The sequence below is a fragment of the Streptomyces sp. NPDC001604 genome, from assembly GCF_042893475.1.
Lineage (GTDB): Bacteria > Actinomycetota > Actinomycetes > Streptomycetales > Streptomycetaceae > Streptomyces.
Window position 1 is genome coordinate 1 of sequence record NZ_JBIAUY010000010.1, and the last position, 24,026, is coordinate 24,026.

The following is a 24,026-nucleotide window of genomic DNA, read 5'->3' on the forward strand; positions in this document are numbered from 1 at the left end:
GGGCTCCGGCAGATTCAGTACCGCAGCAACCTCATCGACGGCTGCCTCAAGGAAACCGGCCTCACCCCCACGACATCACGGCAACAACGTCAGTAGTAATCAGTTGATGTGGTTTCGACAGTGTGAATTGACCCCACCCCCGACGGCTCGTTGATCACTGCTGGCCGGAATCGCGGAGGGCGGGCGGGAGGTGGTCGAGGTGGCGGACAAGCGAGGCGAGGGACTCATGCGGGTCTTGTCCGGCGGTGTCGACGATGACGTGCTCCCGATCCCATGGTTCGTAATCGCGGTTGAGGACCTGCTGCCAGTCGGGCAGTGGCAGGTCGGGGATATCGATTGAGCGTGAGGTCAGGCGGTGTCGGTGCTCGGCCGGATCCGAGCAGATCACTTCGACCTCAATGGCGGGGACACCCGCTTTGGCGCCCACGTCCCGCCAGGTGTCGCGGGTAATGGCCAAGGGGTTCACCGACTCCGCGATCACGGTGAGTCCTTGCTGGAGGTGCTCCTCGGCCAGGGCGTATCCAACCGTGTAGCCGACCGGTCCGAGGGGGTGCTGGGCAAGGCCCGAGCGGACGATCGCCTGCTCGATCGTGTCAATGCGCAGGTGGACCGCGCCGATGCGTGCGGCCAGGAGCCGCGCCAGTGTGGTCTTGCCGGTGCCGGGCAGTCCGCCGATGACGATGAGCATGGCCGCATGCTGCCGCAGGCGGCGGAGACGTGCGGCGTTTTGGGCTGGTGAGTACGGTCATTGCGCCTGAGCACGCTGCTGGGCATAGGCCAGGCGGTAGGAGTCGGTGCCGGTCTCGATGCTCCCACCGCCACAAGGCCAGTGGGGCCAAAATTCGCTCACATCAACCTTGCCGTCAACACCGGTGGAGCCAGCCCTGACCGTCAAATGGGGCCACCAACCAGTGTCAAAGCCAAGGGGGCGTCGCAAGTTCTCGACGGGCGGCCCCGTGCTCGTACCGGGCGGCGGTCAGCCGGGCCAGGTGCCGGTCGGGCTGCGGGTGGCGGTGGCGTCGGCGCGGTCGACGGTGGCTTTGACCGCGGCGAAGATCGCGCCCTGCAGGGTGGCGGCGAGCAGGACCTCGGTCCAGGTGCGCTCTTCGTCGGTGGCGTCGGGGCGTCCTCTTCGTGGCCGAGCATCTTCCACGCCTGCTTGAACAAAGCTCCGGCGAGCATGCCGCTGACGGCTCCCAGGGCCAGACCGACCGGCTTGTAGGCGATTTTCGAGGCTTTCATCGGCTCACCCCTTCCTGCGGCGGTACGCCAGCCATACCAGGGCGGCGCCGGTTGCCGCGGCCAGCAGCAGGGCGCGCTTGTCCCGCGCGGCCTGCACGCCCTGGGCTGCCGTGTGCCGCACGGATTCGGGCGTCTTCTCCTGCAGGAGGTGGCCTGCCTCGGTGGCCCTGGTGCGGGCCTGCTCGGCGGCGTGGGCGGCCTTGTCCTTGACCGGGTCGGGCAGCTTGTCCTGGACCTGGTGCGCGACGTCGGCAGCCTTGGTCTTCAGCTGTCCGGCCTTGGCGGCGGCCTCGTGGCGGACCTCGGTGGCCTTCTCCTGGGCGCGTGTCTTGACGTCGGCCTTGCCCGCGAGCGCCTGGACGGTCTCCCCGAGTTCCTCGCGGGTCTGCTCGACCTGCTCGCGCAGTTCCTCGGGGCTGGGGTTCTGCTCGTCGTGCGGCTGGGTCATCGCTGTGCACTCCCCTTGATCTCGGCCACGTCGGCCTTCACGCTGTCGATCGTCTGCTCCGGTGCGGGTGTCCCGGCCTGGTCGACCTGCTTCTTCCCGGTCAGGGCCATCACCGCGGCGACCACACCCAGCGCCGCGGTCACGATCAGCGCCGCGACCCACACCGGCAGCGGCACCGCCAGGCCGGCAATCGCGGTGGCCACCATCGCTTGCAGCATCAAAAAACCGACCAGTCCGGCGCCGCCGAACAGGCCGCCGCCCTTGCCGTAACGCCTGCCCTTCTCCTTCATCTCCGCCTGCGCCAGCCTCAGCTCTCCGCGCACCAGCTCCGTCAGCTGCTGCGCGGCCCGCTGCACCAGCTCACTGACCGGCTCCGTTCCCGAGCCGTGAGTGTCCTTGCCTGGGCCGGCGTACTGCGGTGGTGTGAGCGACACGGCTCTCACCTCCCATCTGCCCTGTTCGCGCGAACCGGGCCGCGCCATGACGGCTGGCCGAGCGTCTCTGCCGGTCGTGCGAGTACCCACAATCCGCAGAACCCGGCACCCTCTCGCTGCCCTTCCACCCGTACTGTTCGCCAACGCCTCACACCTCACGCGCGGGAGTCGGCCCGGCCCGCTGGGTGTCCAGGCACCTGCGGTCACCAGACCTTCACAAAGCTCCGCCGGATTCTGACCCCCGGCGGGCACCCGAAAGGGGGGAGTTCGCCGTCCAGGAGGGGGCTCTGCGTCGTGATCATCGTGGCTGTGCTGCTGCTGCCGATGCTGGGATTGCTGCTTTACGGGATGGACCGCCTCGAGGATCGGCTGTTCGGCACGCCGCCGCAGGCCCTCCCCGCTCGCGGACACCGTCTCCGCCTGATCCATAACGCAAGCCGGCCGCCGACTGACCGCCGCACCGCGGGGCGGGATGCGGAGGCGGCCTGACGCCCGAGCCCGCCGTCGCCGCACCTTTGAGCGGCGCGCGTGAGCACGCCCGGCCAGTCGCCTGCCATGGCGAGCGGTGCCCGGTGACCAGCCGCGCACGTGGTCGCCGAGCACGACGGAGCGGTGATCTGCTCCTTGAACCGCAGCTCCGCGCCGCGATAGGGGTGAGGGAGGGGGTACCCGGCGCCCATGACAAAATTGCATCTTCCAGGACGAAAAGAACACCACGCCCGCGATGAGGCACCCGCGTCGGTCGAGGCCGCGCCCGGACCCGGACCGGAGGTGGAGCGCAGGGCGCCTGATGCGCCGACGGAGCTGCCGAAAGGGTCGTGGGGCAGGATCCTCAAGGGCGCCCTGCGGGAGTTCAAGGACGACGAGCTGAGCGACCGGGCGGCGGCGCTGACCTACTACGGAATCCTGGCGCTGTTCCCGGCGCTGCTGGTGCTGGTCTCGGTGCTGGGCCTGACCGGCAGGTCGACCACCGACAAGGTGCTGAACAACATCCGGCAGTTCGCCCCCGGCTCCGCACGCGACATCATCACCAACGCCGTGCACCAGTTGCAGGGAAATGCCGGTATCGGCTCCCTCATGGCAATCGTGGGCCTGGTGCTGGCGGTGTGGTCGGCCTCCGGCTACGTCGCCGCCTTCATCCGCGCCGCGAACGCCGTCTACGACATGCCCGAGGGCCGGCCGGTGTGGAAGATCCTCCCCGTGCGGGTCGGGGTGACGGTCGTGCTGATGGTGCTGGCCGTGATCAGCGCGCTGATCGTGGTCTTCACCGGCAGCCTCGCCCGCCAGGCCGGGAAGGTGCTCGGGATCGGGGACACCGCCTTGACGGTGTGGTCGATCGCCAAGTGGCCGGTGCTCGTGGTCCTGGTCACGGTGATGATCGCCATCCTGTACTGGGCCACCCCCAACGCGAAGGTGAAGGGGTTTCGGTGGATCACCCCGGGCAGCTTCCTGGCCCTGCTGATCTGGATGATCGCCTCCGCCGCCTTCGCGGTCTACGTCGCGAACTTCGCCTCGTACAACAAGACCTACGGCACCATGGCCGGCGTGATCGTCTTCCTCCTGTGGCTGTGGATCACCAACCTGGCCATCCTGCTGGGCCTGGAGTTCGACGCCGAGACCGTACGCCAGCGGGCCGTCGCCGGCGGCCATCCACCCCAGGCCGAGCCCTACACCCAGCCACGCGACACCCGGAAGTGGGACGAGGAGGACCGCCGCCGCCTCGGCGACGTGTGACCGGACACCCTATGATCTTGAGTGTAGGCTGGTGACCTCGGGATACTTCCCCTCTCATGAGGCTAGTGACGGGGTTGCGTGACGCTGATCGGGCAGTGACCAAACGGGTGGGCTCTTGCATACCGTCCCGTATCGGGATGGTGCTCTCCGCCGTGGAGGAGAGCGTCGAGAGTTCGAAGCTGTGGTGCGGCGTCGCCGTCGCGATGGCATTACTGGGCGGGTGGCGCGGCCGCAAGGCGGCGGCCACCGGCCTGACCGCGCTGACGATGGCGCAGCTGATCTCGAACGGCCTGTGCAAGCAACTGGCCGACCGCCCGCGCCCACCGAAGGAATGGTTCCCCCACGACGAGGTCGACGACCGCCCCGACTCCTCCTCCTTCCCCTCCGGTCACACCGCCGCGGCGGTCGCCTTCACCGCCGCCGTGACGCCGGCATGGCCGGCCGCCGGCGCCGCGTGTGCCCTGCCGACCGCCATGGTGGCGCTGCAGCGGGTGCAAAGCGGCGCCCACTACCCCAGCGACGTGGCCACCGGCGCAGCCATCGGCCTGGCCACTGCCTGGCTCACCGGCCGCACCCTGCACCTGATCGCGCGGGACTGGCTCTCAGCCTGAGGGGAGCGGTCGCATCTCCATGATCAGCAGATTGAGCTTCCGGAAGCGGGCCAGCAGGCCGAACAGATGCGCCTCGTCGATGACGTCACCGTAGAACAGCGTCTGGCTGCCCATCGTCACAGCTACCAGGTCCGGGAACGCTTCTGCGACGTCCTCCGGGACGGGGCCGAGGACACGGAACTCGTATCGACGTGCCGTACTTCCAGCAGGCATAGCCTCACACTGCACCGGACTGGGCGCCTCAGACATCCCCCGTACCGGGTGGTCCCGCCGCTCCTGAGGCAAGGCGGCACAACTCCTCCCCTTCCGGCTGGGCCGGCACGGCTCCAGACGCTACCGCGGCACCGCCTTCGGCCTTCTGCGGCGAGGGGGCATCGCGAACCTGTAGAGCGGCAGACAGACCCGGGGAAGGTCGATCCGACCCACCCGCCCGGTGGCCACCCAGGGGCCTTTGTCTGCAGACATGACCACCATCATGAAGCGTGCTGCCCCCCGCCGAAGCCAGGCCCCCCTGTGTGGAGCTCTACTTGGGAAATGGCTCGCGTGGCGTCTCAGCGCGCCTGGCGAGCTGGGTCAGTTCGATGCCACGCTTTGCCCGCAGCCAGCGCAGGAACGCGAAGGCCCCGGTGCCGATCACACCGACACCGACACAGTCGGTGCTCAGGAAGACTCGCGGGCCGTCGCAGTCGATGAGGTACCCGGCCACGGCTCCGCAACAGGAGGCCACGACGGCGTTAACCCGACCGTCCGAGCGCAACACCCAGTCCACCGGGCGCCACAACGGCCGCGTGGTGTCGCTCAGGCGAATCCTGACGGCAGCGACGAGGAATCCCACGGCATAGGCGTCACGCTCCCGGGCCGAGAGCTCCGTGCCGGAATCCGAAGGGCCCGCCAGATGCGCCGTCCATTCGGATCGCAGATGAGCGTGGCGCTTTCCGGCCACCGCCGCCGCCAAGGAGGCTTCGGCGGAGTGCACTCGCGCTCGTATCGCCGATCCCACACGCCTGCGCGTCTCCGTTTCCGGTACCACGACGCTAATCAGCATGAGTGGGATAAATACCGCCAGGTACAGATGATTTGGGTGGTTTTTGGTTCCAATGAACCGTTGGAGGCCCACGCCGATCGCATAGACCCAGCTCTGCGGCAGAGCCTTGAACAGCGCGATTACGCCGACTGTCTCGCCCCAGGCGATCCCGAACAGGGCGCCGGCCGCCAGGAGCAGTACGGCGATGCACAGCACAGGTACTTTCATGCGGACCAATGCCGCATGAACCGGTGCGAGGGCCGTCGTCATGCCGTCCCCCCAGCCCAGCGGGCGCTGGAGGAGGACCGACGGGCCCTGCGGGCTTCGAGCGCCGCATGCGCGGAGGCACGGCCGGCGCCGGTGAGTTCGTAGTAACGACGCGGCGGTCGGCCGGGGTGATCGCCGGTCTCCTCCCGAGCGGTGATCCAGCCGTGGGCGAGGAGGCGTTCGAGGATGGGGTAGACAGTGCCGGAGCCGAGGTCGGTGTCCTGGCAGATCGAGAGGCCCCAAGCCGGCTTATCCGAGGTGGTGGCCAGAAGGGCTTCGAGGACTCGAATCGTTGTTGTGGTGAGTCGAATTGACGCCATGTCACCAGTGAAGCACCGCGCCAACCATATGTCGAGAACGAGATATGGAACCGCCTGTACTGGGCGCTCCTGGCTTCAAGTGCCGGGTGCCAGAGGCTCCGGCGGAGCCGTCTGGCTAGCCCGAGAAGGCATCCCGCTCCGCACGACGCGTGCCGGCCCGCCCGGAACCTGCTCGAGCGGGCCGGCGTGTGTGCCCGGCAGCCCCAACCACCAGACAGCATGTCCACCGGTGCTGGCAGCAGCTGCGAACACGCGCCGACCCGCCCGAGTGACCTGCGTCTGGCCTGAGCCTGCGACGGTCCCGGCAAAGCACCGCGGCCCGATTGCTTCGTCAGCGGGGCCGACGTGCAAGACCCCGAATCGGCGGCGATGCCGGCGCCGTCGCCAGCGGCGTGGTCGCCTGTGCGGCCGTACGGGCGCCGCCTTACTCTGGCCGTCGCTGCCTCCGCCGCTGCAGTGCAGCCTCCAGCTCCTGACGGACCTGTTGCGGCATCTGCTCGCCCAAGGCCCAGGCAATGACCTCATCCGCGATGAGCGCGGAGGAGCTGAAGCTGCGCCAGCTCGCCCCGTTGTTCGGGATCTCGAAGTCGGCTTCCCGAGGGCACGGGATCATTTTGGCCGCGGAGGCCCGAGTCGCTGACGCGTGCTGTGTCACCGGTTGTCGCCCGTCAGAGCTTGACGAGGGAGGCATCTTGGTAGCAGCCGCCCAGCCATCCGGGGTCTTCAGGGAGGACCGGCCGCCAGGCGGTGGGTCCGGGGCTGTCGGCCCGTTCAAAGTAGCCGCCGCGCAGGAACTCGTGCCGGGGCACGGCTTCGACGGCGGCCCGCCATGGGTCGGTGCGCAGGTGGCCACTGTCGGCCAGACGCTCGGCGAGCGCGAGACGGAGGCCCTTGTCGTCGTCGGTCACGTCGCGGTCTTCCTCTCCAAGAGGTCGGCCAGGGCTGCGCACATGGGCAGACCCGTTTCAGGTTCCAGCCAGTACCACTGACCGGAGGGGTTGCACTCCAGGAACCACCATTGCCCGTCCTCGGCCACGCAGAAGTCGAAAGCCCCGAAGACAAGCCCGAAGTGGTCCATGTAGTGGCGCAGCGCTGGAGCGATGCCCGATGGCGGCTCCACGGGCGTGTAGGTGAGCCGGTCGTAGTCGGTGCGCCAGTCCAACAGGTCGGAGTCGATGCGGACACAGAACGCCCAGGTGCCGATGACGGTCACCCGTACGTCCGCGGTCTTGGCGACGCGCTTCTGGAACAGGTGCGCCGTGCCCGCCACGCCGTCATCGATGTCCGCGGCGGACACCTCGGCGACCTTGACGACGTTCGACACCCCGTCCACCCGGTACACCGGATTGTGGAGCGGCTTGTAGATGACCGCGCCCTCCCGCTTGATGAAGGCCCGTGCCGCGTCTGGGCTGGAGGTGATGAGCGTGGGAGGCACCAGAAAGCCGGCTTCCACCGCCGCGGCGAGACCGGACGGCTTGAACTCCGCGTCCCGGATGCGGTGCGGATGGTTGACGTACAGGCAGCCGGGCAGGGCGGCCAGCACCCCGCCGAGCCCGTACCGGGCCTGCATGATGGCGAACCGCGCGTCCTGGTCGCTGAGGTGCGGGAAGGCGAAACCAGTCGGCCGGCGGTAGTACATGGCGCGGACGTGGGACAGGTCCGCGGTGCGGGAGGGGGTGAGGAGGCGGCCCTCGATCCCGTGCGGGGTGATCTCTGCCTCCACCGACAGTGATGCGGGGAAGTCCCCCGAGTCGATCCGCACGACCGGGATGTCCCGGCCGTGCAGCTCGCGGATCACCACGTCGGCGGTGGGGTCGTGCAGGCTGGTGACGACCAACACCGGACGCGTGCCAGTCACTGGTCGCTGTCGCTCCCGGTGTCGCTGTCCTGGGTGGTGCCGTGATCGGGGACAGCGGTGGCCGCGGCTTTCTGCTGCTTGGTTCCTGCTCGGGTCATTGTCAACGCCTTGGTCAGGGCGGAGGGGGGAGCCCCGACCGCGGGCCTCGGGGAAGTGGCCTGCGGGCGGGACAGCCGAGGGGGAACGTTCACGGGTGCATCCCTCGTGGCTGCAGCCAGTCAACGACGACCGGGCCAGGTAGGGAGACTCCACAAGGTGACTCCAACACGGAGTCATCGCATAGTCGTTGGACATAGCATCGAGTCACCGCTACTCGGGGGAGCCGTAGATGAGCCATCAGTCACCGGATCCGCGGGTGATCATTTCCGGCCTGCTCGGGGCGACCGTCTGCTGCGCGCCCTGGCCGAGCGGGACATGGGCACGGTATTCCGCATGCTCAACAGCCGGGGTGTGAGCACGCGGCGGCTCGCCGCGGCGGTCGACATCACACAGGGGCGGCTCTACGACTACATGAACGGCAAGAGCCGGGTAGAGAAGCTGGCCCTGTTCGAGCAGATCGCAGACGCCTTCCACATCCCCGGCCACTTACTGGGTCTGGCCCGCCGGACATGGGAACCCGCCGCCGTACCGGAGCACCAGCGAACGGACCATCCACCACCGGACGGTGACGATCTCGCGGCCATGGACCACTTCCGCAACGCGGACCGGCAAACCGGCGGCGGCCGTCTGTACGGGGCCGTGGTGCGGCATCTGACGGACCAGGTGGCGCCCCGACTCGTCGCCACGGCGAGCGGTCCGCAGGTGTTCGCTGCAGCGGCGGCTTTGACGGAGATGGCCGGCTGGATGGCCCACGACTCCGGCCAGGATGATCTTGCCGGCCTGCACTTCGCGCGGGCTCTGCCTCTGGCCCGTACCTCCGGTGACCTCCCCTTGGCCGCCCATGTCGCTGCGAGCAGCAGCCACCTCGCGCTTCAGACCGGTGACCCGGCGGCGGCCGTGGAGTGGGCGCGCACGGGGCTGGACCTCGCTACGCAGGGGCCGAAGATTCCGGCGCTGACCGCGCGGTTGTACACGATGCAGGCTCGCGCCCTGGCCGCCGCCGAGCAGCACGCCCCGGCAGCCAGCGCGCTCGAAGCGGCACAGCGGGATCTCGAAGGCGGCGCGGATGCTGAGCATCCGCGGCTGAGCCCGTTCGACGCCGCCGCCCTGGCGAGCGAGTCCGCGCTGATCCTCCGCGACCTGGAACGGCTCGACGACGCCCTACAGCATGCCGAACAGGCCGTCGCCCTGCGGGAGACCGGGCGGGCGCGGTCGCTGGCACTGCGCCAGATCAGCCTCGTGGACATCCAAGTGCGGCGCAGAGAGTTGGACGCCGCGGTGCACGCCGCACACGCACTGTTGAGTACGAGCCCGACCCTGGGGTCTGTCCGGCTCGTCCAGCAACTCGACGAGTTGCGCCGACTGCTGGAGCAGCACAAGGCGTATCGGCCGGTTCGTGAGTACCTGGTGCGCTTCGACGATGCGCGCAGGGCCAGAATGCTTCTCTTGGCCGATCTGATCCCGCCATCACCGGGAGGCAAACCCGTATGAGGCCCACCGCACCCGACCCCGGCGACACAGAAGCCTGGAACGCCTATCTGGCCGAAGGCAACGCCAAGCAGGCCCGTAAGCGCGTTGCGGCTGACGTCTTGTTGCGTGATCCGGCCGGGCGCGTACTCCTGGTGAATCCCACCTACAAACCGGACTGGGACTTGCCGGGAGGCATGGCAGAGGCGAACGAGCCGCCCGAGGAGACAGTGAGCCGCGAACTCCTCGAAGAGCTCGGTCTGACGATTACGGTGAGTCGCCTGCTGGTGGTGGACTGGGTGGCACCGCATGGCCCATGGGATGACCAGATCGCCTTCATTTTCAACGGAGGCACACTGCCCCAGGACCATGCCGACCGGCTGCACCCACGGGACGAAGAGCTTGCCGAGGTCGCGTTCGTCGAGCCGGAAGAAGCCCACGCCCGGCTCGGCGAACGCATCCAGCGCCGCTTCACAGCCGCGATGGCCGCCCTCGCGGCGGAACGCCCTCTCTATCTCCACGACGGCGTGGCAGCGCACTGAAGCGTTGTCCCCCGGCGCGGGCCTTCTGCGGGTCGGTCCTTGCGGTTCGTGGGGCAAGAGGAAGCAAGCCCCGTCGCCAACCGGCCGCAATGACGAGGACCAGAGCTGCAGCGGCTCCCCCGCGGCAGGCGGCCTCGGCTGGTTGCGGGAGTATCGACGCCGGTCGACGCCGGGGCTGTGCGCATTGGCCGGGGTGACGCGCGACGCAATCGAATGCACATTCCGTGCCGAGAAGCCAAACTACAGCGGAAACAAGATGACGGGCGTCAGCGGCGGCGGAGTCCCGCTGGTGACCGGGGTGCTGCTGGCGACAGCCGGGCCGACTTCTCCGAGGACCGCCGCCGCCACGGGATGAATGTGCAGGCAGTGGCCGACCCCGCGGGCAACCTGCTGTGGATCTCGCCCCCTCTGCCCGGCCGCACCCACGACCTGATCGCGGCCCGCTCCCACCGCATCATCCGGATCCGCGAACGCCAGGGTGCCCCCGTCCTCGCCGACCGCGCCTACATCGGAGCAGGTCCCTGGTTGACCACGCCGGTCAGACCCCCACCGAAGGGTGAACTCACTTCTATACAGCAGGCCGTCAACCGAGCACCGACGGCGGCGCGAGCGCCGGTCGAGCGAAGCGTCGCGAGGCTGAAGTCCTGGCGGACCTTCCGGAAGCCCCGGTGCAGCCCCAATCGCCTCTCGTCGATCGCAGCCGCTGTCCTCACCCTGGAGAGACAATGCTGAAAAGGCTCAGTAACTCATACGATTCAGCGACGCGGCCGAACCAGAGCTCTCGATGCACCGCTCGGTCAGCGTCGGGCTTTGGGGATGCGGGTTGCGTCCCGGATCAGCCAGTCCCGGTGGTGTTGATGGCGGAACTGCAGCTCCTGCCCACTCATCCGGAGCAGGCCCACGTCGATGCACCAGTCCAGGAACTCCGCCGTACGCCGTGGCAGGACGCCGTGGCGTGCCGCACTCCGGGTGCCGATGAAGAAGGTCAGCCAGCCATTTCCCTTTCCGATTGTCAGGCTCATCAGGACTGTGAGGGCACTCCAGTCGATCAGATTGTTCAGCCACGAGACCTTGACATAGAGAAGCGCGTTGCACAGGACTGACAAGAGCGCTCCGATCAGCAGCGAGTAGCCCAGCGACTGCCGGAGCAACTGCCTGATCGAGGCGGCGTTGACGTCCACCACCAGGTCAGTGGTGATCACGCTCAGAAGGGCACTGGCCAGCACAAGCGCGGCTGTGGCGGGCAGTGCCTGGAGACCGCCGAGGAGATATCTCATCATGACGAGTCCTTGGATCGAGCCAAGGACCCAGGCGCAGGCGATGAAGGTAGCGCGGTGACGGACCGCCCGAGCGCGCAACGCGTTGACATTGATCCGGCTGAAAGTAAGCCTGTGCGGGATCGACAGCCCGATGCCCGCGGCGACAGGTAACTCAGTCGCCGCGAAGGCCGCGTTGAGCACCGATATGTCGGATCGGCCGGCGGCATGCCAGGCAAGATAGACGATGCAGTTGGTGGCCACGCCGCCCAACAGCAAGGCCAAGCCGATAAGTCGCATCATCCGCCTGTGCGTAAGCCTGCCCAGCGAGGGCAGGTCGATGGAGGACCCCTTCGTCTCATCCGTGTCGGCCAGGGCCTGCTGGTAACAGGCGATCGTACCGAGCCACGAGGTCACCTGCTCGGGTGTCCCCCCGGGGTCACGCTCGCTGGTGGCGTATTTGTGGACGGCCGGAACGAAGCCAGCGAGCAGGTGATTGCGCAGTTTGTCTGGGCGCATGCCGATCAACTTTGCAGGCTTGGTGCGATGTCCGGCATATAAGGTCACCGCCAAATGCAGGTAGAGCGGTACACACAGGGTCTCCCACAGTCTTTTGCCGCGCCGTACCTCGGCCAGGACGGACTTCCAGCGGGCAGGTTCGTGGAAACGAAAACGATGACTGATATAGGACGCGACTGCCTGGGGGGTCAGCGGTTGCAAGACGACGTGACGGGCGTCGTGTAGCAGGCCGGACAGCCCATCCCGGCCGGCGATCTTGCTGGCGTCTTCCAGGCGGCAGGCCACTACGACGCGTCGCCGCTCATGATTGAGCGTGGCCAGCATGGCGGTAGCCTTCGCCCGCATAGCCCCCCGCTTTCCGGAAGCGTCCATTTCGTCGAGGCCGTCCAGAATCGGGAGTATACGTTCGGCGCGGACCAGGGACTGTGCCTCTGGCAGGCGCAGCCCGTAGCGCTGAGCCAGAGCCCCCTCCAGCCACGATGTGAAGTGGTCGTATTGCTCCTGCGACGTGCCGCCGATCGGTGTGAAGCCGCTCAGGCTGAGCAAGACAGGGATCACGCCGGTCGACGGATCGGCGGGCATCAGATCGAGGGTGAGCTGGGTGAGCAGCACGGTCTTGCCCATGCCGGGGTCGCCGAGCACCATCAGCCGGCCATCGGCCTTCTCCAAGAAAAAGGTGGCCACGTCGCACAGCGTGCCGGCGTCATTCCCGGCGAGGTCCTGCCACTGCAGCAGCAACTCTTCGGCCGCGTCCGGCAGGTCGTCCGGCGCCCAATTGGAGAACGGCTGGTCGGCTGGCCGAGTCTTACTGGTACGGCTGCCCAGTGCCAGATCGAGGAAGCGTTGTTGCTCCGCCGCCACGGCTCTGGCCAGCTTCGTTGCCGCCCATCCGGCATGGAGGTGGCGTGCGGGCCTCAGGAGCCATCCGGTCGTGATCACAAAGGCGAGCGCAGCCAACGCGAGGTAGAGGCTCGTACCCTTCTCGCCGCTGCCATGCAGGACGATGAGGAGCACGGCAGTCAGGGCAGTGACACACGCCAGGGCTGTCCAGCGCCATTTCCCCATGTACAGGCGGTCGGCGTCGGCGGTGAATGGCGGTGCGTCGTTCGGCGCCGGTGCCGCGTAGTACGTGACCTGGCCGATCTTATGAGCTGCGATCGCATGTGCGATGACCGCCTTGTCGGTGACGGTCTGCGCGGCGGGGGTAGTGCCGGGCGCGGTCAGCTCTGGTCCGGGCCCGGCCGGTAAGGGTCCGCCGGGCGGGCTCCGATTGTCACGTCGCCCATCGTCATTGCGGCGGCCCCGCCGTCCCCTGCCGTGATGGTCACGTGGCCACCCACTGCCTGGCCGCTGCCGAACGCCGACACCCCACCATGTGCAGCCGCCGCGGCCTTCTCGGTAGCCCGCAGCTGCTCCACCAGCTCCTGCAGCACCTGGGCGAAGTCCGGGTCGCGCTCGGCGGCGTCCTCCAAAGAGTCAGCCAGCCGGCGCCGGGTGCGCTCACTGGGCTCGCCCTGCCCGGCCTCGGCCTCCTCGACGGCGCGCTCCAGCGCGGGATCCTTCCCGAGCTTGGTACTGACCAGGTCGTGCAGGCGGTCCATCCCGGCGTCCAAGCCTCGGTCGACCTCGGCGTCTGCCCGGCCCGCCACGCGCTTACCCTTGCGGACCAGGTAGGCGAACACATAGCCCACCGCGACCTCGATACCCGTCACCGCACACCCCCCACTCGGTGCTGCCCACGCATCTGACTTCGCATCAGACCCTATCGCGACCCCTACTTCGCAAGGGGAGGATCTGCCCGATTGAGCCGATATGCATCCGCACTACCCCTTGCACGCCGGCTTGCGCCGCCCCACGCGGCAGGGCGTCCCGGTCGATGCACCGATGCGAAGGACCGGCCTCCCGGGCCCATGTCACGAACCGGAGAACGAACTCGTCCAGCGTGGTGTCGGGGGTCCCGTAGAGCTCCTGCACCCACCGCCACCGCAACTCGGCCACGGCGGTTAACTCATGGGCTGGGCAGGGCGGCAAGTGATGTCATCCACGACGTCATCCCGACGCAGGTTCATCAGCACGGCGGCCGCTTCCACGACTCCCGCACCATCAGGGCGGTAGCCAAGGCCCCGCTTCGTTAAACGACAACTCAGGTGAGTTGATCGCGACGAGTTCGACTTCGAAGCCGTCGTCGTTCTCCACGTAGGCGGCGTAGTGCTGTCGGCCGCCGGCGTAGGGATGCTGCTCGGGAAACATCAAGTGCCAGCCGTGCTGGGTGGCGTGGGCCACCAGTCTGTCCACCGTGCTGGCGTCTCGATCTCGCGGCAGGCGTCGCCGACGCGCAGGCCGCTGTCGTGGAGCTTGGGGCGGCGGCCGTCTTCGCGGACGGTGGTGGCGAGGATGTGGATGTGGTCGTCGGCGTGGCGCACGGCGATCCAGCGGCAGGCCAGGTCGTCACCGGCAGGGGCGATGCCAGCGGCTCGGACGATGCGCTGGGCGATCTCGGCCCACTCGGCGTCGGAGAGGTAGCGGTCCTCGGGGGCGGCGCGGACCGGGCAGTGCCAGACGTGTTCGGTGACCGGTTTGCCGAACTCGCTGTTGCGCAAGGAGACCGGCTCGTCCAGGTAGCGGGCGAGTTCGGTGAGGGTGGCGTCCTCCACTCGGCCGGGGTCGGGCATGCCGAGCATGGCGAACCCCGCCACGATGTGCGGGTCGAAGTGCTCGTCTTGGCGGCCGGGGCCGTAGAGGTAGGCAAGCAGACCACGGGTGTTGGACCCAGCGGGCTTGATAGCGGCGACCACGCCGACGCCTCCGTCTCCGGATCGACGGGCCGGCGCAGGGCTTCGGCGATCAGCTCCAGCAGGTCGTGGAGTTCGGTCAGGCGCTGACGGATGTCGGGTGAGGTGCGGTCGCTGTTGAGAGCACGGGCAATCTGGTTGACGTTGACGCCGATCCGGTTGAGCTGACGCAGGACCTGGGCGCGGAAGACGTGGGTGCGGCGGCGGTCCTCGGACAGGGGCAGGTTGGCGGTGAACCCGCCGGTGATGAAGGCGAGGACGATGTCGGCGGCGAAGCCGGAGTCGCCCTTGTAGCCGTGCTCGGCGGCGGCCTCCTGGAGCTGGGTGTGCTCGTCACCGGTGAAGCGCAGGGGACCGACGCGGACGACGCGCTTGGTGCCGGTGAAGCGGCGGATCGTGGGCTGCACGCTCGGCACGGCGGGTTCGCCGGCAGCAGTCTCGGCGGCGCGGGCAGGCTGGAGCACTTCGCGCTGAAGGGCATGGAGCATGTCCGGGTCGGGGCTGCCCTCAGCCCTGGCCCCCTGGTCCGGCGCCCCCTGGCGCGGGGTCGTCTCCGCCACCCCCGGGGCGGAGACCCCCGAAGACCGGCCTTGAGTCGGACTCGGGGTACTACTGGCTCCGCCCGGGGCAGCCCGTCCGAACGCGCGGCGCCAACGGTCCATCAGCGTAGGGGACTTCGTCAGAAGCGGCGGCTCATCGGGAGTGTGGTCGGCGCGGTAGCGGTCGTGCGTCATGGATAGTTCTCCGGAAAGCGGCGGGGAGGGCATGCGGGTCAACGCGAAGATCAGACGGAGTTTGGGCGGCTGCCCCCTCATCCACAGGTGTGGACGATTGCGCGGTGCGAGGGGCGGTGACCGGCAGGCCGGGTGACCGAAAGGGTTCCGGTCACCCGGCAGTGGTTCCGGTCAGCCGCCAGCCCGATCGGTCTCGGCGGAGGGTTCGAGTTCGGCCCGGAGGATCTCCATCACCTCGGTCAGCCGCCTACTGCCGATCGTCAGCCCTGCAGGCGTCGCGCCCCGCCCCAGGTTTCTCCCGGTCCGGTAAGCGGAGCGCGACGGCCCTCAGCGCGACGATGTCGCCGCGCCGGCCGCCTGGGTCAGCACGGCGGGCAGTTCGGAAGCGGCGGCGACACATGGCGACGGCCCCGACCAGACACATCTGGTCGGGGCCGTCGCGCATGCCGAGGTCGGTTTCCGGCGCGCAGGTGTGTCTGTCGGGCATAAACCAGGCCGCGCCATGCGGTGCGAACGGCGGCTCCGCTCTTGGCCCAGCGGATGATCGAGGGCTCAGGCGGGAACAGGCCGGCCATATGTACGTCGCCGGCATCAGTTCCCCGGCCGACCGCAGCGTCTACCCCCTGGCATTCATCGCGCTCGGACACCACAAGTGGAGTGAACTCATCGAGGCCGCCGCCGCATACACGGACCACATCCACGGCCGGCGAACCCTGCACATCTACCCCGGCGACGACCCGACGGAGGTCACTCCCCCGCATCCCGCGTGCGGGGCCGGCAAGGGGCGAGACCGGTCAGGAATGGAGAAGCCCCGGCCACCGTCCAGCCCCTAGCGTGATGGACATGGCAACCACCACTTCCACCGCAACCCACACGAGCCTCGCGTCCGTCACCCTCGAGGTGGCCGACCCCGAGGCCGCCCGCCGCTTCTACGGCGCCTTCGGCGTGGACACGTACATACGCCTGCGGGCGTCCGAGACGCACTCGACTGGATTTCGCGGCTTCACCCTGGCGCTCACGGTGTCCGGGCCGGCCACCGTCGACGGCTTCGTCGCCGCCGCCGTGGACGCCGGAGCCGCGGTGCTCAAGCCGGCCACGAAGTCGCTGTGGGGTTACGGCGGCGTCGTCCAGGCCCCGGACGGGACGATCTGGAAGATCGCGACTTCGGCGAAGAAGGACACCGGACCCGCCACCCGCGAGATCGACGAGGTCGTCCTGCTGCTGGGTGTCGAGGACGTGAAGGCCACCAAGCAGTTCTACGTAAGCCGGGGCCTGAGCGTGGCCAAGAGCTTCGGCGGCAAGTACGCCGAGTTCACCCCCGGTCAGTCCAGCCCCGTCAAGCTGGCCCTGTACAAGCGCCACGCACTCGCCAAGGACCTCGGCGTCCCCGCCGACGGCACCGGCTCGCACCGCATCGCTCTCGGCAGCACCGCCGGCTCCTTCACCGACCCGGACGGCTTCACCTGGGAAGCCGCCGCACCGCCCGCTCCCACACCCTCCTGATTCCCGATCCTGTGCCACCGCACCGCCGCGTCTCACCTTGTACGAGAGGAAAACCTGCCCTCCCGTCCACGAAGCCGCCCGCAGAAAACTCCGGCACGACCACCGACAAGTACGCCGGATTCACCGCGCAGGAGCAGGCCGCGATGAAGAAGCACGCACGCGAGCGGAACAAGACTGCCGCACGGCGTGGTTCGTCCCCGGCGGAGAAGGAGGCCGCAGCGGAAACTGGACGTGCTCGCGCAGATCACCGAGACGCCGGAAGCGGACCGGGTCCTCGCCGAGCGGATCCACTCCACGGTCAGGGCCGCACCGGCCATCGCGTTCAGAAACGTCTGCAGCGCCTTGTACGTCGCGGGTCCGGTTGCGCCGTCCTGGACGAGCCCGGCGTTGGACCAGACGTTCAGGTGGTGCTGGAGCGCCCGCTAGGAATCCGGCCCCCACCGGCCGTCCACGGTGACGCCGATCGCGGGCTGCGTCGCCCGAATGGTCGCGGGCCCGAAATCGCCGTCCACGACCGGACCGGCGCCGTCGTCGATGTACGCGCAGTACGCCGCCTCTGTGGCCGGGCCCCACAGCGCGTCGGCGCTCAACACGGACCTTGCCCTGCAGCCAGCGCACACAGGTGGCCGTCAGCGGTCCCAGGCACCGTCTTCGTCCTGCGTCGGGCTGTGGCCCAGGCCGTTGACCGGCTCGGGGCGGAAGATGCTGCCGGCGGCGAGGCAGGCGACCGGCCTGGCGCGGCTGATGGTGCGGTTGGCGAGGTGCGTGCGTCGGCTGTGCAGGGCTGGGTCGCAGCGGTACAGGCCACCGCCGAGCTACGGCAGGACGTACACCCACCGTGGGAGAGGAAAAGTTGCTCGCCAAGTAGCCGCTGTGGTAGCCGAGTTACCGAGTTACCAGGAGGAAAACGGTCCTGACAAAGCGTCACTGCTCGCTGTGGTGCGCATGTAACCTGACGCAATCATCCGCCAAGGAGTCGTCGGGGCTACACGAGGGGGCCGATGAGTCTGCAAAGGTCGAAGCGTACCGGGGGACTTGTCGCGAGACCCGAGGACGAACGGCGGCGGTTGTCGGTCTACCACCTGGTCGGCCTCGCGGCCGGCGGGGTGATCGGTTCCGGCTGGCTGATCGGCCCGGGCCAGGCGTATGAGCGGGCCGGGTCGTACGCCTGGTTGTCCTGGCTCCTCGGTGGTCTGCTGACGCTGCTGATCGCCTGGGTCATGGTGGAGCTGGGAACAGCCGCGCCCAAGACTGGTGGTCTGGTGTTCCTTCCCCTGCAGAGCAGCGGCCCGCTGGTGGCGACGGTGGTCGCGGCGGGCCTGTGGATCCTGTACGCCGCCAACGCGGCCGGCGAAGCGATCGCGATGACCAATGGGCTCGCCTGGAGGTTCCCGGGACTCCACGACCCCGCGCGCACCCCGTACTGGATCTGCACGGTCGCCTTCACCGCGCTCATCTGCGCGGTGAACCTGCTGGTCCCGCGGATCTTCTTCGCCTTCAACTCCGCGTTGACGGTGGCGAAGGTGGCCGTCCCCGTCCTCACCTGCGTACTGCTGCTGGTCTCCGCATCCCAGCTCGACGGGACCGGCGTGACCGCGCAGCATCCGCAACCGAGCGTGAGCGGGGCACTGGCTGCCGTCGTCGACGGTGGCGTGATCTTCGCCTATGTGGGCTTCCAGGGGCCGCTGGACTTCGCCGGGAACATCAAGCGCCGAGGCATGGGCGAGTCCGCCCGGCTGCGCTGGGCGGTCTTCGGCACGATCGTCGGCTCGACCGTGCTGTACACGGCCCTCCAGTTCGTCTACGGCAGTCACGTCGGGGCGCTGACCGGCAGCAGCCTCCAGACTCCGTGGGGCCAGTTCGCGCTGGCCGCGCAGATGAACGTGCTGCTGTGGGTGATCCAGATCGATGCGGTCGTCTCGCCGATGGGTGCGGGGCTCGTCTTCGCTCACTCGCTCACCCGTGAGGTGGCGGCGCTGAGCCGGGCCCATCTGACGCACCGGGGGCTGCAGACGAGCCGCAACGCGTCGCTGCGGGGACGGTACGACGTGTACTGGCTGGTGCTGCTGGTGGACTTCGTCGTCGGGGTGGTCCTGCTGGTGGCGTTCCGCGGGGACTGGGGATCTTTGACGTCCGTCATAGGGGTGCTGGTCCTGGTCGTCTACGCCGTGCCGGGTGTGGTGCTGGTGGCGCTGGGGGACCGCCTGCCCAAGTGTTCCACCGGGCGGCGCAGGCTTCGGGTGGGTCTGGCTGTGCTGGCCTTCGTCCTGATTGGGCTGATTCTGTACTTGGCGGGCGAAGGCAACGTGCTGCGCGCCATGGCGACACTGGCAGCGGGGTGCGTCCTGCTGCTGGGGCTTCCGGTGCTGTCCCGGCGGCGGCCCGCCCTGGGACGGTTCTACGACGCCAAGGAGCACGTGACGGCGTTCCGGGAGTGGCGCACTCATCCGGCCGCCCAGGCCGCCCTGGTGCTGATCGGTTACCTGCTGGCTCTGCTGCTGTTCACGGTGTGGGGTTCCACCGGGCACGCCGCCAAGATCTCCGGCGGCTGTCTGGTCGTCGTCGCGGCCTGCGTGGCGTTCTGGGGCCTGGTGGTGCTGTCGAACCGCTACATGAGCGAAGTGGCCCCGCTGCTTCCCAGACCGGCGGACTGGACCACGCAGGCCGGGCCGTCGCGCTCGCCGGTCAGCGCAGCGAGCGAATGACCTGGTCGGCCTCCGCGTCGAATCCCTGGTCCTTCAGCTCGTCGACCGTCTGGTCACGGTGCAGTACGTCGGACCAGCGGCCGACCGTGGCCCGCAGCACGAGGAACCTTGCCTCCTCGGGCATCGCACTGTCGCGCAGCTGCCGGACGATCGCGCACACGTCCTCGGGGGTGATGAGCTGTTCGTTCTCCAGACAGCGTTCGAGCAGGTCCTCGCCGTCGCGCATCAGCCGCCGGTCGTAGAGCCCGGCGACGATCCTCCCGACGATCCTGGCCGATCCCTGGGCCCAGTCGGCCGCGGACGGGTCGGCCAGCTCCTTGCGGGCGAGGTGCACGGCGGTCTCGGCGCCCGCGCCGGAGGATCTGCGCAGCGTGTCGACGTAGTCGACGAACAGGTCGGCTTCGGCGTCCTCCTTGAGGAGGTGGACGGCGAGGCGCCGGGCGATGGTGCGTTCCGCGCGACGGCGGTCGGACGACTGCTCGACCTTGCACAGCAGATGTGCCAGGTCCGCTCCTGAGCGACCCTCGGTGTGTGCGGCCGCCGCGTTCCAGAGCAGCCGCCTGCACTCGGGATCCGCGTTGACATTGCCCAGGGCCGTGGCCAGGGACTCGAGGTCGGCCACCGGTCGCGGTCCGGCCCTCCCGGCCCCGCCCCGAGCCACGACGTCGGCGAGCAACTCTTTCGTCGTCCCGGCCAGGACCCCGTCGGGACGGTGCCATTCCTTGACGATCTTGGCCAGGTCGTCGAGATTGACGCGTGCCGCCACGTGCTCCCGGATCAGCCGGCACTTCGCGGGCGCCTCTTTCGTCAAGTGGCTGCAGATCCCGGCGACATGGTTCTCCGACAACCGTGTGCCGACGTGTTCGGCGAGCGTGTCCTCGCCGTCCTGCGAGCCGGCGATCAGGGCCGCGACGATACGTCTGGTGGGCGGCACGTGATCCGGCACGTCCAGCTGTTTGTCGACCCACTTCTCCAGGATCCGCTCCGAGGGGCTGAGCCTGCGCAGCGAGCCGACCAGGTCGCGGAACTCCGCCGGATCGGCTTCCGCGGTCCCGGTGGCACCGTTCGTGTCGATCGCCTCGAGGGTCCTGTGCAGGAGGTCGCCAGCCGCGTCGTCGCATCCCTCACCGCGCAGCGCGATGTGGAGCAGCGCCTTGTCGAGGTGCGTGCGTCCCGAGCTGGGCCTGATGAACGCGTCCAGCGTCTTGTCCACCAGTTGCGGCCTGTCCGATTCGCTGCACTTGCGGATGAACGTCGCGACGTCCACGGCGGTCCGCTGGCATGCGACGTCGTGGATGATGCCGTCGGTGTACGGAGTGGCCCGGACGCCTCCTTCCTCCCGGAGCTCGGTGTCGTACTGCTCCACTGCCAGTGCCGCCGCTTCCCACGGCTCCCGGCACAGCGCCGCCACGGCCAGCATGTTGATGGCGTCCTGAGGGTGATCGAACTTCGTTGCCGACTGGACGAGTTCGTCGATGCGGCGCAGGACGGCGAAGGCGTGCAGGGCCCGGACCGCGTTGGCGGGCTGTGGCTTCATCGTCGCCCCGCCCTCGCGGAAGGACTTCATACGGCTCACGAAGGTTTCGACCGAGCAGGTCGAGGTCCACTTGTACCGCTGGATCCACGACTCGGGGCTGTGCTTGGGCTCCGCCCCCTCCTGACTGTCCGTCATGCCTGGGGTGACCGTGTCGGCTCCACGTGGCTCCAGTAGCGGGCGAAGGTGTCGGGCTCGACGAAGAACTCGTTGGCCTTGGCGTCTATGTCCGCCGCGAGGTCCTGGCTCTCCGGGTCGGAGAGGCTGCTCAGGTGACGGACGACATCGCCGGTCATGTGTTCGTCCTTCAGCAGGTCCGCGAGGGGCGAGAGGCGGTCCACCTTCAGGAGCCGGACCCAGTCCGCGGGCTCGACGGGCGCCGGACGCTCGCGGCGTTCGCCCTCGTCCATCCGGTTGGTGAACAGCGGAGTGCTCTCCCGGGCGTTGTTGAGGGACATCCTCGGCGCCCTGTGCCCTGTCGGGCACCGTTCCATCTCGGTCCGGACGGCCTCCCGCAGGTGGCCGATGGTGAGCTGGTCCGTGTCGTCCCTCGTGCCCTGCTCGAGCACCTTCAGCAGATGTCCGCTGAACGGCGTGCAGCCGGCGAATCGCGTCGGCAGCTTGGTGCAGCCGGCGGCGGGTGCGTAGGACTCGCGTTCGTCTTTGAGAGCGGTGAAGACGCACGTGCCCTGGTCGCGCTCGCCCAGGACGCCGGGCAGGACCGACTCGCCCCCGAGGTGGGGCAGCCGGCCCGAGAAGCAGCAGTCGGCGATGAGGACCTTTAGCCGTGCGTCGGCCTTGCGCATGACGCGGTAGACGTACCAGCTGGACAGCCAGGTCCACGGCCTGTCCTTGTACGAGGAGCCCACGGCGAAGTGGACCTGGTCGCTGACGGGGAGATCGCTCCAGTACTTGCCGTGGCCCACGTAGACGACGAGGAGGGTGTCGTCGGGGCCCGTCGCGTCGGCCGTCTCCTGCAGCGCGGTCATGACACCGTCGGCCGTCCGCAGCTCTTCCTCGGTGAGGATGCGGCATGCTCCCGGTCCCCACATCGCGTCGCTGCTCAGGACCTCCAGGTACCGCCGGGCACTCTCGGTGATCTCGTCCCAGCTGCCGATCTCCGGGTCGGCGTACTTCCCCGCTCCGATGACGAGCGCGCGAGATGCCATGTCAGCCGTCCAGCCCTTCCGCGTCCGTCGCCCCATCGTCGCTCTGCGGTTCGGGGTCGGTCCGGATCGACGCCTCGGGAGGGTCCAGCCTCTCCTCGCGCCAGCGCCCGATGACGTCCTTCACGGCCTGGACGGCAGCCTCCACCGTCATGTCGGCGGTCTTGGTGACCACCGCGATGAGGACGATCTCGACGATCCCGCCGAGGTTCTTTCCCCTGTCGACTTCCTGCTGGTGCCACGGCAGCCGCGTCCTGGCAGCAAGCTCGTCCAGAAGGCGCTCGGGCTCGTCCAGCCCGAACAGCCCCTTCACGGACACCGAGATCCTGGTTGCCACGCTCGCGCCCCCACATCGAGGAAGACCAGTACCCGACCAGAGTACTCACGGTGGCAAGACCTGCCGTGGCTGCTCAGGTAGTTGACGGAGCGTCAGTAGCCTGTCGGTTGCGTGTTCGGGGCGTGTCCGACCCGCTCTGGCGGGGCCGACACGAGCGCCTGGACGCGGGACTGGGGGGACCGGAGGCAGTCCCCCTCCGCGTGGCGGCACTTGCCGCCCTGGGAGCAGACGCGATGGCGGGCGGCATGCTGCCGTTTTCGCTGCATCTGCGGCCGCGGGGCGGAAGCCAGAGCGAACCACAAGGGCTGCGAGGCGCAGAACTGCTGCGGGGTCCGACGAGTTCCGCCCGGCTCCACAACAGGGACGCCGAGCCCACCGTGCTCTACCGGCACCAGCAGCACGTCCTGCGCCCGTGACGCACACGACCGCCACTGCGCCCCGCACCGACGCCGCACCGGCGTCCGGTGCATCCGACCGCGGCCGTCCTCGCTCGCACCGCCGGCCAAGGAGCCGGGGGCGCCCTCGTCATCCCGGCTACCCAGCCTGCTGATGATCCCCGATGTGGCGGCAGCACCCGGTGGGCGGCGCCCTGGCCGACTTGGTGCGCCGGTGTCGTCTCTTCGCCCCCCTACTCACCGGAGGGCTCACCAGCCTTCTGGGCGTGCCTGCCACGACTGAGGCGGCCACCGGCGGGTCGGAGAAGGTCTTGGTGTCTGAGAAAGCGCAAGGGGGAAGGGCCGCTTCGACCTCCCCAGGCTTGGGCGGCCCTTCCCCGGCAGGCACCGTCCGGATACCCGGAAGATCCGCACTCATGCCCGACCGGCCCGCCAAGTTTGTACGGCAGCCTCCACATGCTCCTGCCGCGGGCCAGGCATCGGCTTCCCGGTCGTAGCCGAGGTGATCGCCTCGGCTGCTTCCGGCAGTTTGACATTGGCGTGCTGGGCGACCGTCAGCAGGATCTTCCAAGCCTCCTCGGATCCACAGGCGAAGTTCGCCATCGGGAGGCCGCATCGCCCATGTTCGCCAGGGTCCCTTGCATGATCGAGGTCTGTCCGGATTCATCCTGTGAGGCCGAGGGCGGTCAGGAGTCTGCGGCTGCCGCGGGCGGTGAGGCTTTTCCAACCTCACCGTGACACTGCGAGGTTGGATCAGCCTCAGGGCGTGTGGAAAGTAGTGTCGGCTCAAGCCGCGTTCACCGCTTCGGCACTCCCCCATCTCCCGTGCTGGTGATAGACGCGGTTCCAGTCTTCGCCGGTGGCATCATCGGGGACCGCTACGAGCATCGATTTCGCTTCGTTACAGATACGACCGGCCTGAGCAGCGGTCAAGCGTCGGCAGTTCGAAAGCAGCCCCGCAATCTCGCCCACCAGCGGATCGTCGGGCCGTGACGATTCGGGGAGCTCGACACCGATGATGGCGGCGAGGTCACCAGCG

Annotated in this window: 24 protein-coding genes and 4 pseudogenes; 10 read left to right on the top strand and 18 right to left on the bottom strand. The window is 68.7% G+C overall.

Going from position 1 to position 24,026, the window contains the following annotated elements; translation table 11 throughout:
• Positions 1–154: 154 nt before the first annotated feature.
• The 4 genes and pseudogenes from ACFY1E_RS25840 to ACFY1E_RS25855 all read right to left on the bottom strand — a co-directional run bounded on the left by ACFY1E_RS25840 (position 155) and on the right by ACFY1E_RS25855 (position 2,133).
• Positions 155–688: an AAA family ATPase gene (locus tag ACFY1E_RS25840; protein ID WP_389079832.1), complete on the bottom strand. Its 534-nt coding sequence runs from the start codon at positions 686–688 to the stop codon at positions 155–157.
• Positions 689–976: 288 nt separating this feature from the next.
• Positions 977–1,242 (bottom strand): annotated as a pseudogene (locus ACFY1E_RS25845) (DUF4235 domain-containing protein).
• 4 nt (positions 1,243–1,246) lie between these two features.
• Positions 1,247–1,690 carry a DUF3618 domain-containing protein gene (locus ACFY1E_RS25850; protein WP_389079834.1) on the bottom strand — a complete coding sequence of 148 codons (444 nt, stop codon included), beginning with the start codon at positions 1,688–1,690 and terminating at the stop codon, positions 1,247–1,249.
• Positions 1,687–2,133 carry a phage holin family protein gene (locus ACFY1E_RS25855; protein WP_389079835.1) on the bottom strand — a complete coding sequence of 149 codons (447 nt, stop codon included), beginning with the start codon at positions 2,131–2,133 and terminating at the stop codon, positions 1,687–1,689. Before ACFY1E_RS25855 ends, ACFY1E_RS25850 begins: the two co-directional genes overlap by 4 nt.
• Positions 2,134–2,418: 285 nt before the next feature.
• On the opposite strand from ACFY1E_RS25855, the gene ACFY1E_RS25860 reads away from it, so the two are divergent.
• From ACFY1E_RS25860 to ACFY1E_RS25870, 3 genes are all read left to right on the top strand, one after another.
• Positions 2,419–2,613: a hypothetical protein gene (locus tag ACFY1E_RS25860; RefSeq protein ID WP_389079837.1), complete on the top strand. Its 195-nt coding sequence runs from the start codon at positions 2,419–2,421 to the stop codon at positions 2,611–2,613.
• A 189-nt stretch (positions 2,614–2,802) separates the two neighbouring features.
• Positions 2,803–3,858 carry a YihY/virulence factor BrkB family protein gene (locus tag ACFY1E_RS25865; protein WP_389079838.1) on the top strand — a complete coding sequence of 352 codons (1,056 nt, stop codon included), beginning with the start codon at positions 2,803–2,805 and terminating at the stop codon, positions 3,856–3,858.
• A gap of 137 nt (positions 3,859–3,995) precedes the next feature.
• Positions 3,996–4,469, top strand: coding sequence for a phosphatase PAP2 family protein (locus ACFY1E_RS25870; RefSeq protein WP_389079839.1), 474 nt, complete (start codon positions 3,996–3,998; stop codon positions 4,467–4,469).
• On the opposite strand, the gene ACFY1E_RS25875 is transcribed toward ACFY1E_RS25870, so the two are convergent.
• The 5 genes from ACFY1E_RS25875 to tgmB form a co-directional block, all read right to left on the bottom strand.
• Positions 4,461–4,682 carry a hypothetical protein gene (locus ACFY1E_RS25875; RefSeq protein ID WP_389079840.1) on the bottom strand — a complete coding sequence of 74 codons (222 nt, stop codon included), beginning with the start codon at positions 4,680–4,682 and terminating at the stop codon, positions 4,461–4,463. The genes ACFY1E_RS25870 and ACFY1E_RS25875 overlap by 9 nt on opposite strands.
• Positions 4,683–4,992: 310 nt before the next feature.
• On the bottom strand, positions 4,993–5,763 hold the full coding sequence (locus tag ACFY1E_RS25880) for a hypothetical protein (protein WP_389079841.1): 771 nt from the start codon (positions 5,761–5,763) through the stop codon (positions 4,993–4,995).
• Positions 5,760–6,080: a PadR family transcriptional regulator gene (locus ACFY1E_RS25885; RefSeq protein ID WP_389079843.1), complete on the bottom strand. Its 321-nt coding sequence runs from the start codon at positions 6,078–6,080 to the stop codon at positions 5,760–5,762. The genes ACFY1E_RS25880 and ACFY1E_RS25885 overlap by 4 nt, the downstream gene beginning before the upstream one ends.
• Before the next feature lie 668 nt (positions 6,081–6,748).
• Positions 6,749–6,988 (bottom strand): hypothetical protein, encoded by a 240-nt coding sequence (locus ACFY1E_RS25890; RefSeq protein ID WP_389079845.1) that lies wholly within the window; start codon positions 6,986–6,988, stop codon positions 6,749–6,751.
• Complete coding sequence (gene tgmB / locus ACFY1E_RS25895) at positions 6,985–7,938, bottom strand: ATP-grasp ribosomal peptide maturase (protein ID WP_389079846.1); 954 nt, start codon at positions 7,936–7,938, stop codon at positions 6,985–6,987. Before tgmB ends, ACFY1E_RS25890 begins: the two co-directional genes overlap by 4 nt.
• A gap of 432 nt (positions 7,939–8,370) precedes the next feature.
• On the opposite strand from tgmB, the gene ACFY1E_RS25900 reads away from it, so the two are divergent.
• The 3 genes and pseudogenes from ACFY1E_RS25900 to ACFY1E_RS25910 form a co-directional block, all read left to right on the top strand.
• Entirely contained in the window at positions 8,371–9,528 is a 1,158-nt protein-coding gene (locus ACFY1E_RS25900) for a helix-turn-helix domain-containing protein (protein ID WP_389079848.1), read from the top strand.
• The gene (locus tag ACFY1E_RS25905) at positions 9,525–10,046 is read left to right on the top strand and encodes an NUDIX domain-containing protein (protein ID WP_389079849.1); all 522 of its coding nucleotides are present in this window, start codon (positions 9,525–9,527) and stop codon (positions 10,044–10,046) included. Before ACFY1E_RS25900 ends, ACFY1E_RS25905 begins: the two co-directional genes overlap by 4 nt.
• 306 nt (positions 10,047–10,352) lie before the next feature.
• Positions 10,353–10,778, top strand: a pseudogene (locus ACFY1E_RS25910) (transposase family protein); the annotation flags it as partial.
• 65 nt (positions 10,779–10,843) lie between these two features.
• Here ACFY1E_RS25910 and ACFY1E_RS25915 read toward each other — a convergent pair.
• The 5 genes and pseudogenes from ACFY1E_RS25915 to ACFY1E_RS25935 form a co-directional block, all read right to left on the bottom strand.
• Positions 10,844–12,835 carry an NACHT domain-containing protein gene (locus ACFY1E_RS25915; RefSeq protein WP_389079851.1) on the bottom strand — a complete coding sequence of 664 codons (1,992 nt, stop codon included), beginning with the start codon at positions 12,833–12,835 and terminating at the stop codon, positions 10,844–10,846.
• A 206-nt stretch (positions 12,836–13,041) separates the two neighbouring features.
• A complete protein-coding gene (locus tag ACFY1E_RS25920) occupies positions 13,042–13,533 on the bottom strand; it encodes a hypothetical protein (RefSeq protein ID WP_389079852.1) in 492 nt (163 codons plus the stop codon).
• A 391-nt stretch (positions 13,534–13,924) separates the two neighbouring features.
• The gene (locus ACFY1E_RS25925; protein ID WP_389079854.1) at positions 13,925–14,104 is read right to left on the bottom strand and encodes a hypothetical protein; all 180 of its coding nucleotides are present in this window, start codon (positions 14,102–14,104) and stop codon (positions 13,925–13,927) included.
• Between the two features lie 23 nt (positions 14,105–14,127).
• A pseudogene (locus tag ACFY1E_RS25930) lies at positions 14,128–14,616 on the bottom strand (relaxase/mobilization nuclease domain-containing protein); the annotation flags it as partial.
• Positions 14,617–14,699: 83 nt separating this feature from the next.
• Positions 14,700–15,428, bottom strand: a pseudogene (locus ACFY1E_RS25935) (MobC family plasmid mobilization relaxosome protein); the annotation flags it as partial.
• Between the two features lie 494 nt (positions 15,429–15,922).
• Here ACFY1E_RS25935 and ACFY1E_RS25940 point away from each other — a divergent pair.
• Complete coding sequence (locus tag ACFY1E_RS25940) at positions 15,923–16,180, top strand: hypothetical protein (protein ID WP_389079855.1); 258 nt, start codon at positions 15,923–15,925, stop codon at positions 16,178–16,180.
• 4 nt (positions 16,181–16,184) lie between these two features.
• On the top strand, positions 16,185–16,850 hold the full coding sequence (locus ACFY1E_RS25945; RefSeq protein WP_389079856.1) for a glyoxalase: 666 nt from the start codon (positions 16,185–16,187) through the stop codon (positions 16,848–16,850).
• 422 nt (positions 16,851–17,272) lie between these two features.
• Here ACFY1E_RS25945 and ACFY1E_RS25950 read toward each other — a convergent pair whose 3' ends face one another.
• Positions 17,273–17,440, bottom strand: a complete 168-nt coding sequence (locus tag ACFY1E_RS25950) for a hypothetical protein (RefSeq protein ID WP_389079858.1) — start codon at positions 17,438–17,440, stop codon at positions 17,273–17,275.
• Positions 17,441–17,851: 411 nt separating this feature from the next.
• Here ACFY1E_RS25950 and ACFY1E_RS25955 point away from each other — a divergent pair, with 411 nt between their 5' ends.
• On the top strand, positions 17,852–19,555 hold the full coding sequence (locus tag ACFY1E_RS25955; RefSeq protein ID WP_389079859.1) for an APC family permease: 1,704 nt from the start codon (positions 17,852–17,854) through the stop codon (positions 19,553–19,555).
• Here the strand turns inward: ACFY1E_RS25955 and ACFY1E_RS25960 are convergent.
• From ACFY1E_RS25960 to ACFY1E_RS25970, 3 genes are read right to left on the bottom strand one after another with little or no spacing between them, the layout of a single operon-like run.
• A complete protein-coding gene (locus ACFY1E_RS25960; RefSeq protein ID WP_389079861.1) occupies positions 19,536–21,227 on the bottom strand; it encodes a hypothetical protein in 1,692 nt (563 codons plus the stop codon). The genes ACFY1E_RS25955 and ACFY1E_RS25960 overlap by 20 nt on opposite strands.
• On the bottom strand, positions 21,224–22,258 hold the full coding sequence (locus ACFY1E_RS25965) for a hypothetical protein (protein ID WP_389079862.1): 1,035 nt from the start codon (positions 22,256–22,258) through the stop codon (positions 21,224–21,226). The genes ACFY1E_RS25960 and ACFY1E_RS25965 overlap by 4 nt, the downstream gene beginning before the upstream one ends.
• A gap of 1 nt (position 22,259) precedes the next feature.
• Complete coding sequence (locus tag ACFY1E_RS25970) at positions 22,260–22,592, bottom strand: hypothetical protein (RefSeq protein WP_389079863.1); 333 nt, start codon at positions 22,590–22,592, stop codon at positions 22,260–22,262.
• Between the two features lie 122 nt (positions 22,593–22,714).
• Here ACFY1E_RS25970 and ACFY1E_RS25975 point away from each other — a divergent pair, with 122 nt between their 5' ends.
• Complete coding sequence (locus tag ACFY1E_RS25975) at positions 22,715–23,008, top strand: hypothetical protein (RefSeq protein WP_389079864.1); 294 nt, start codon at positions 22,715–22,717, stop codon at positions 23,006–23,008.
• Positions 23,009–24,026 lie beyond the last annotated feature (1,018 nt).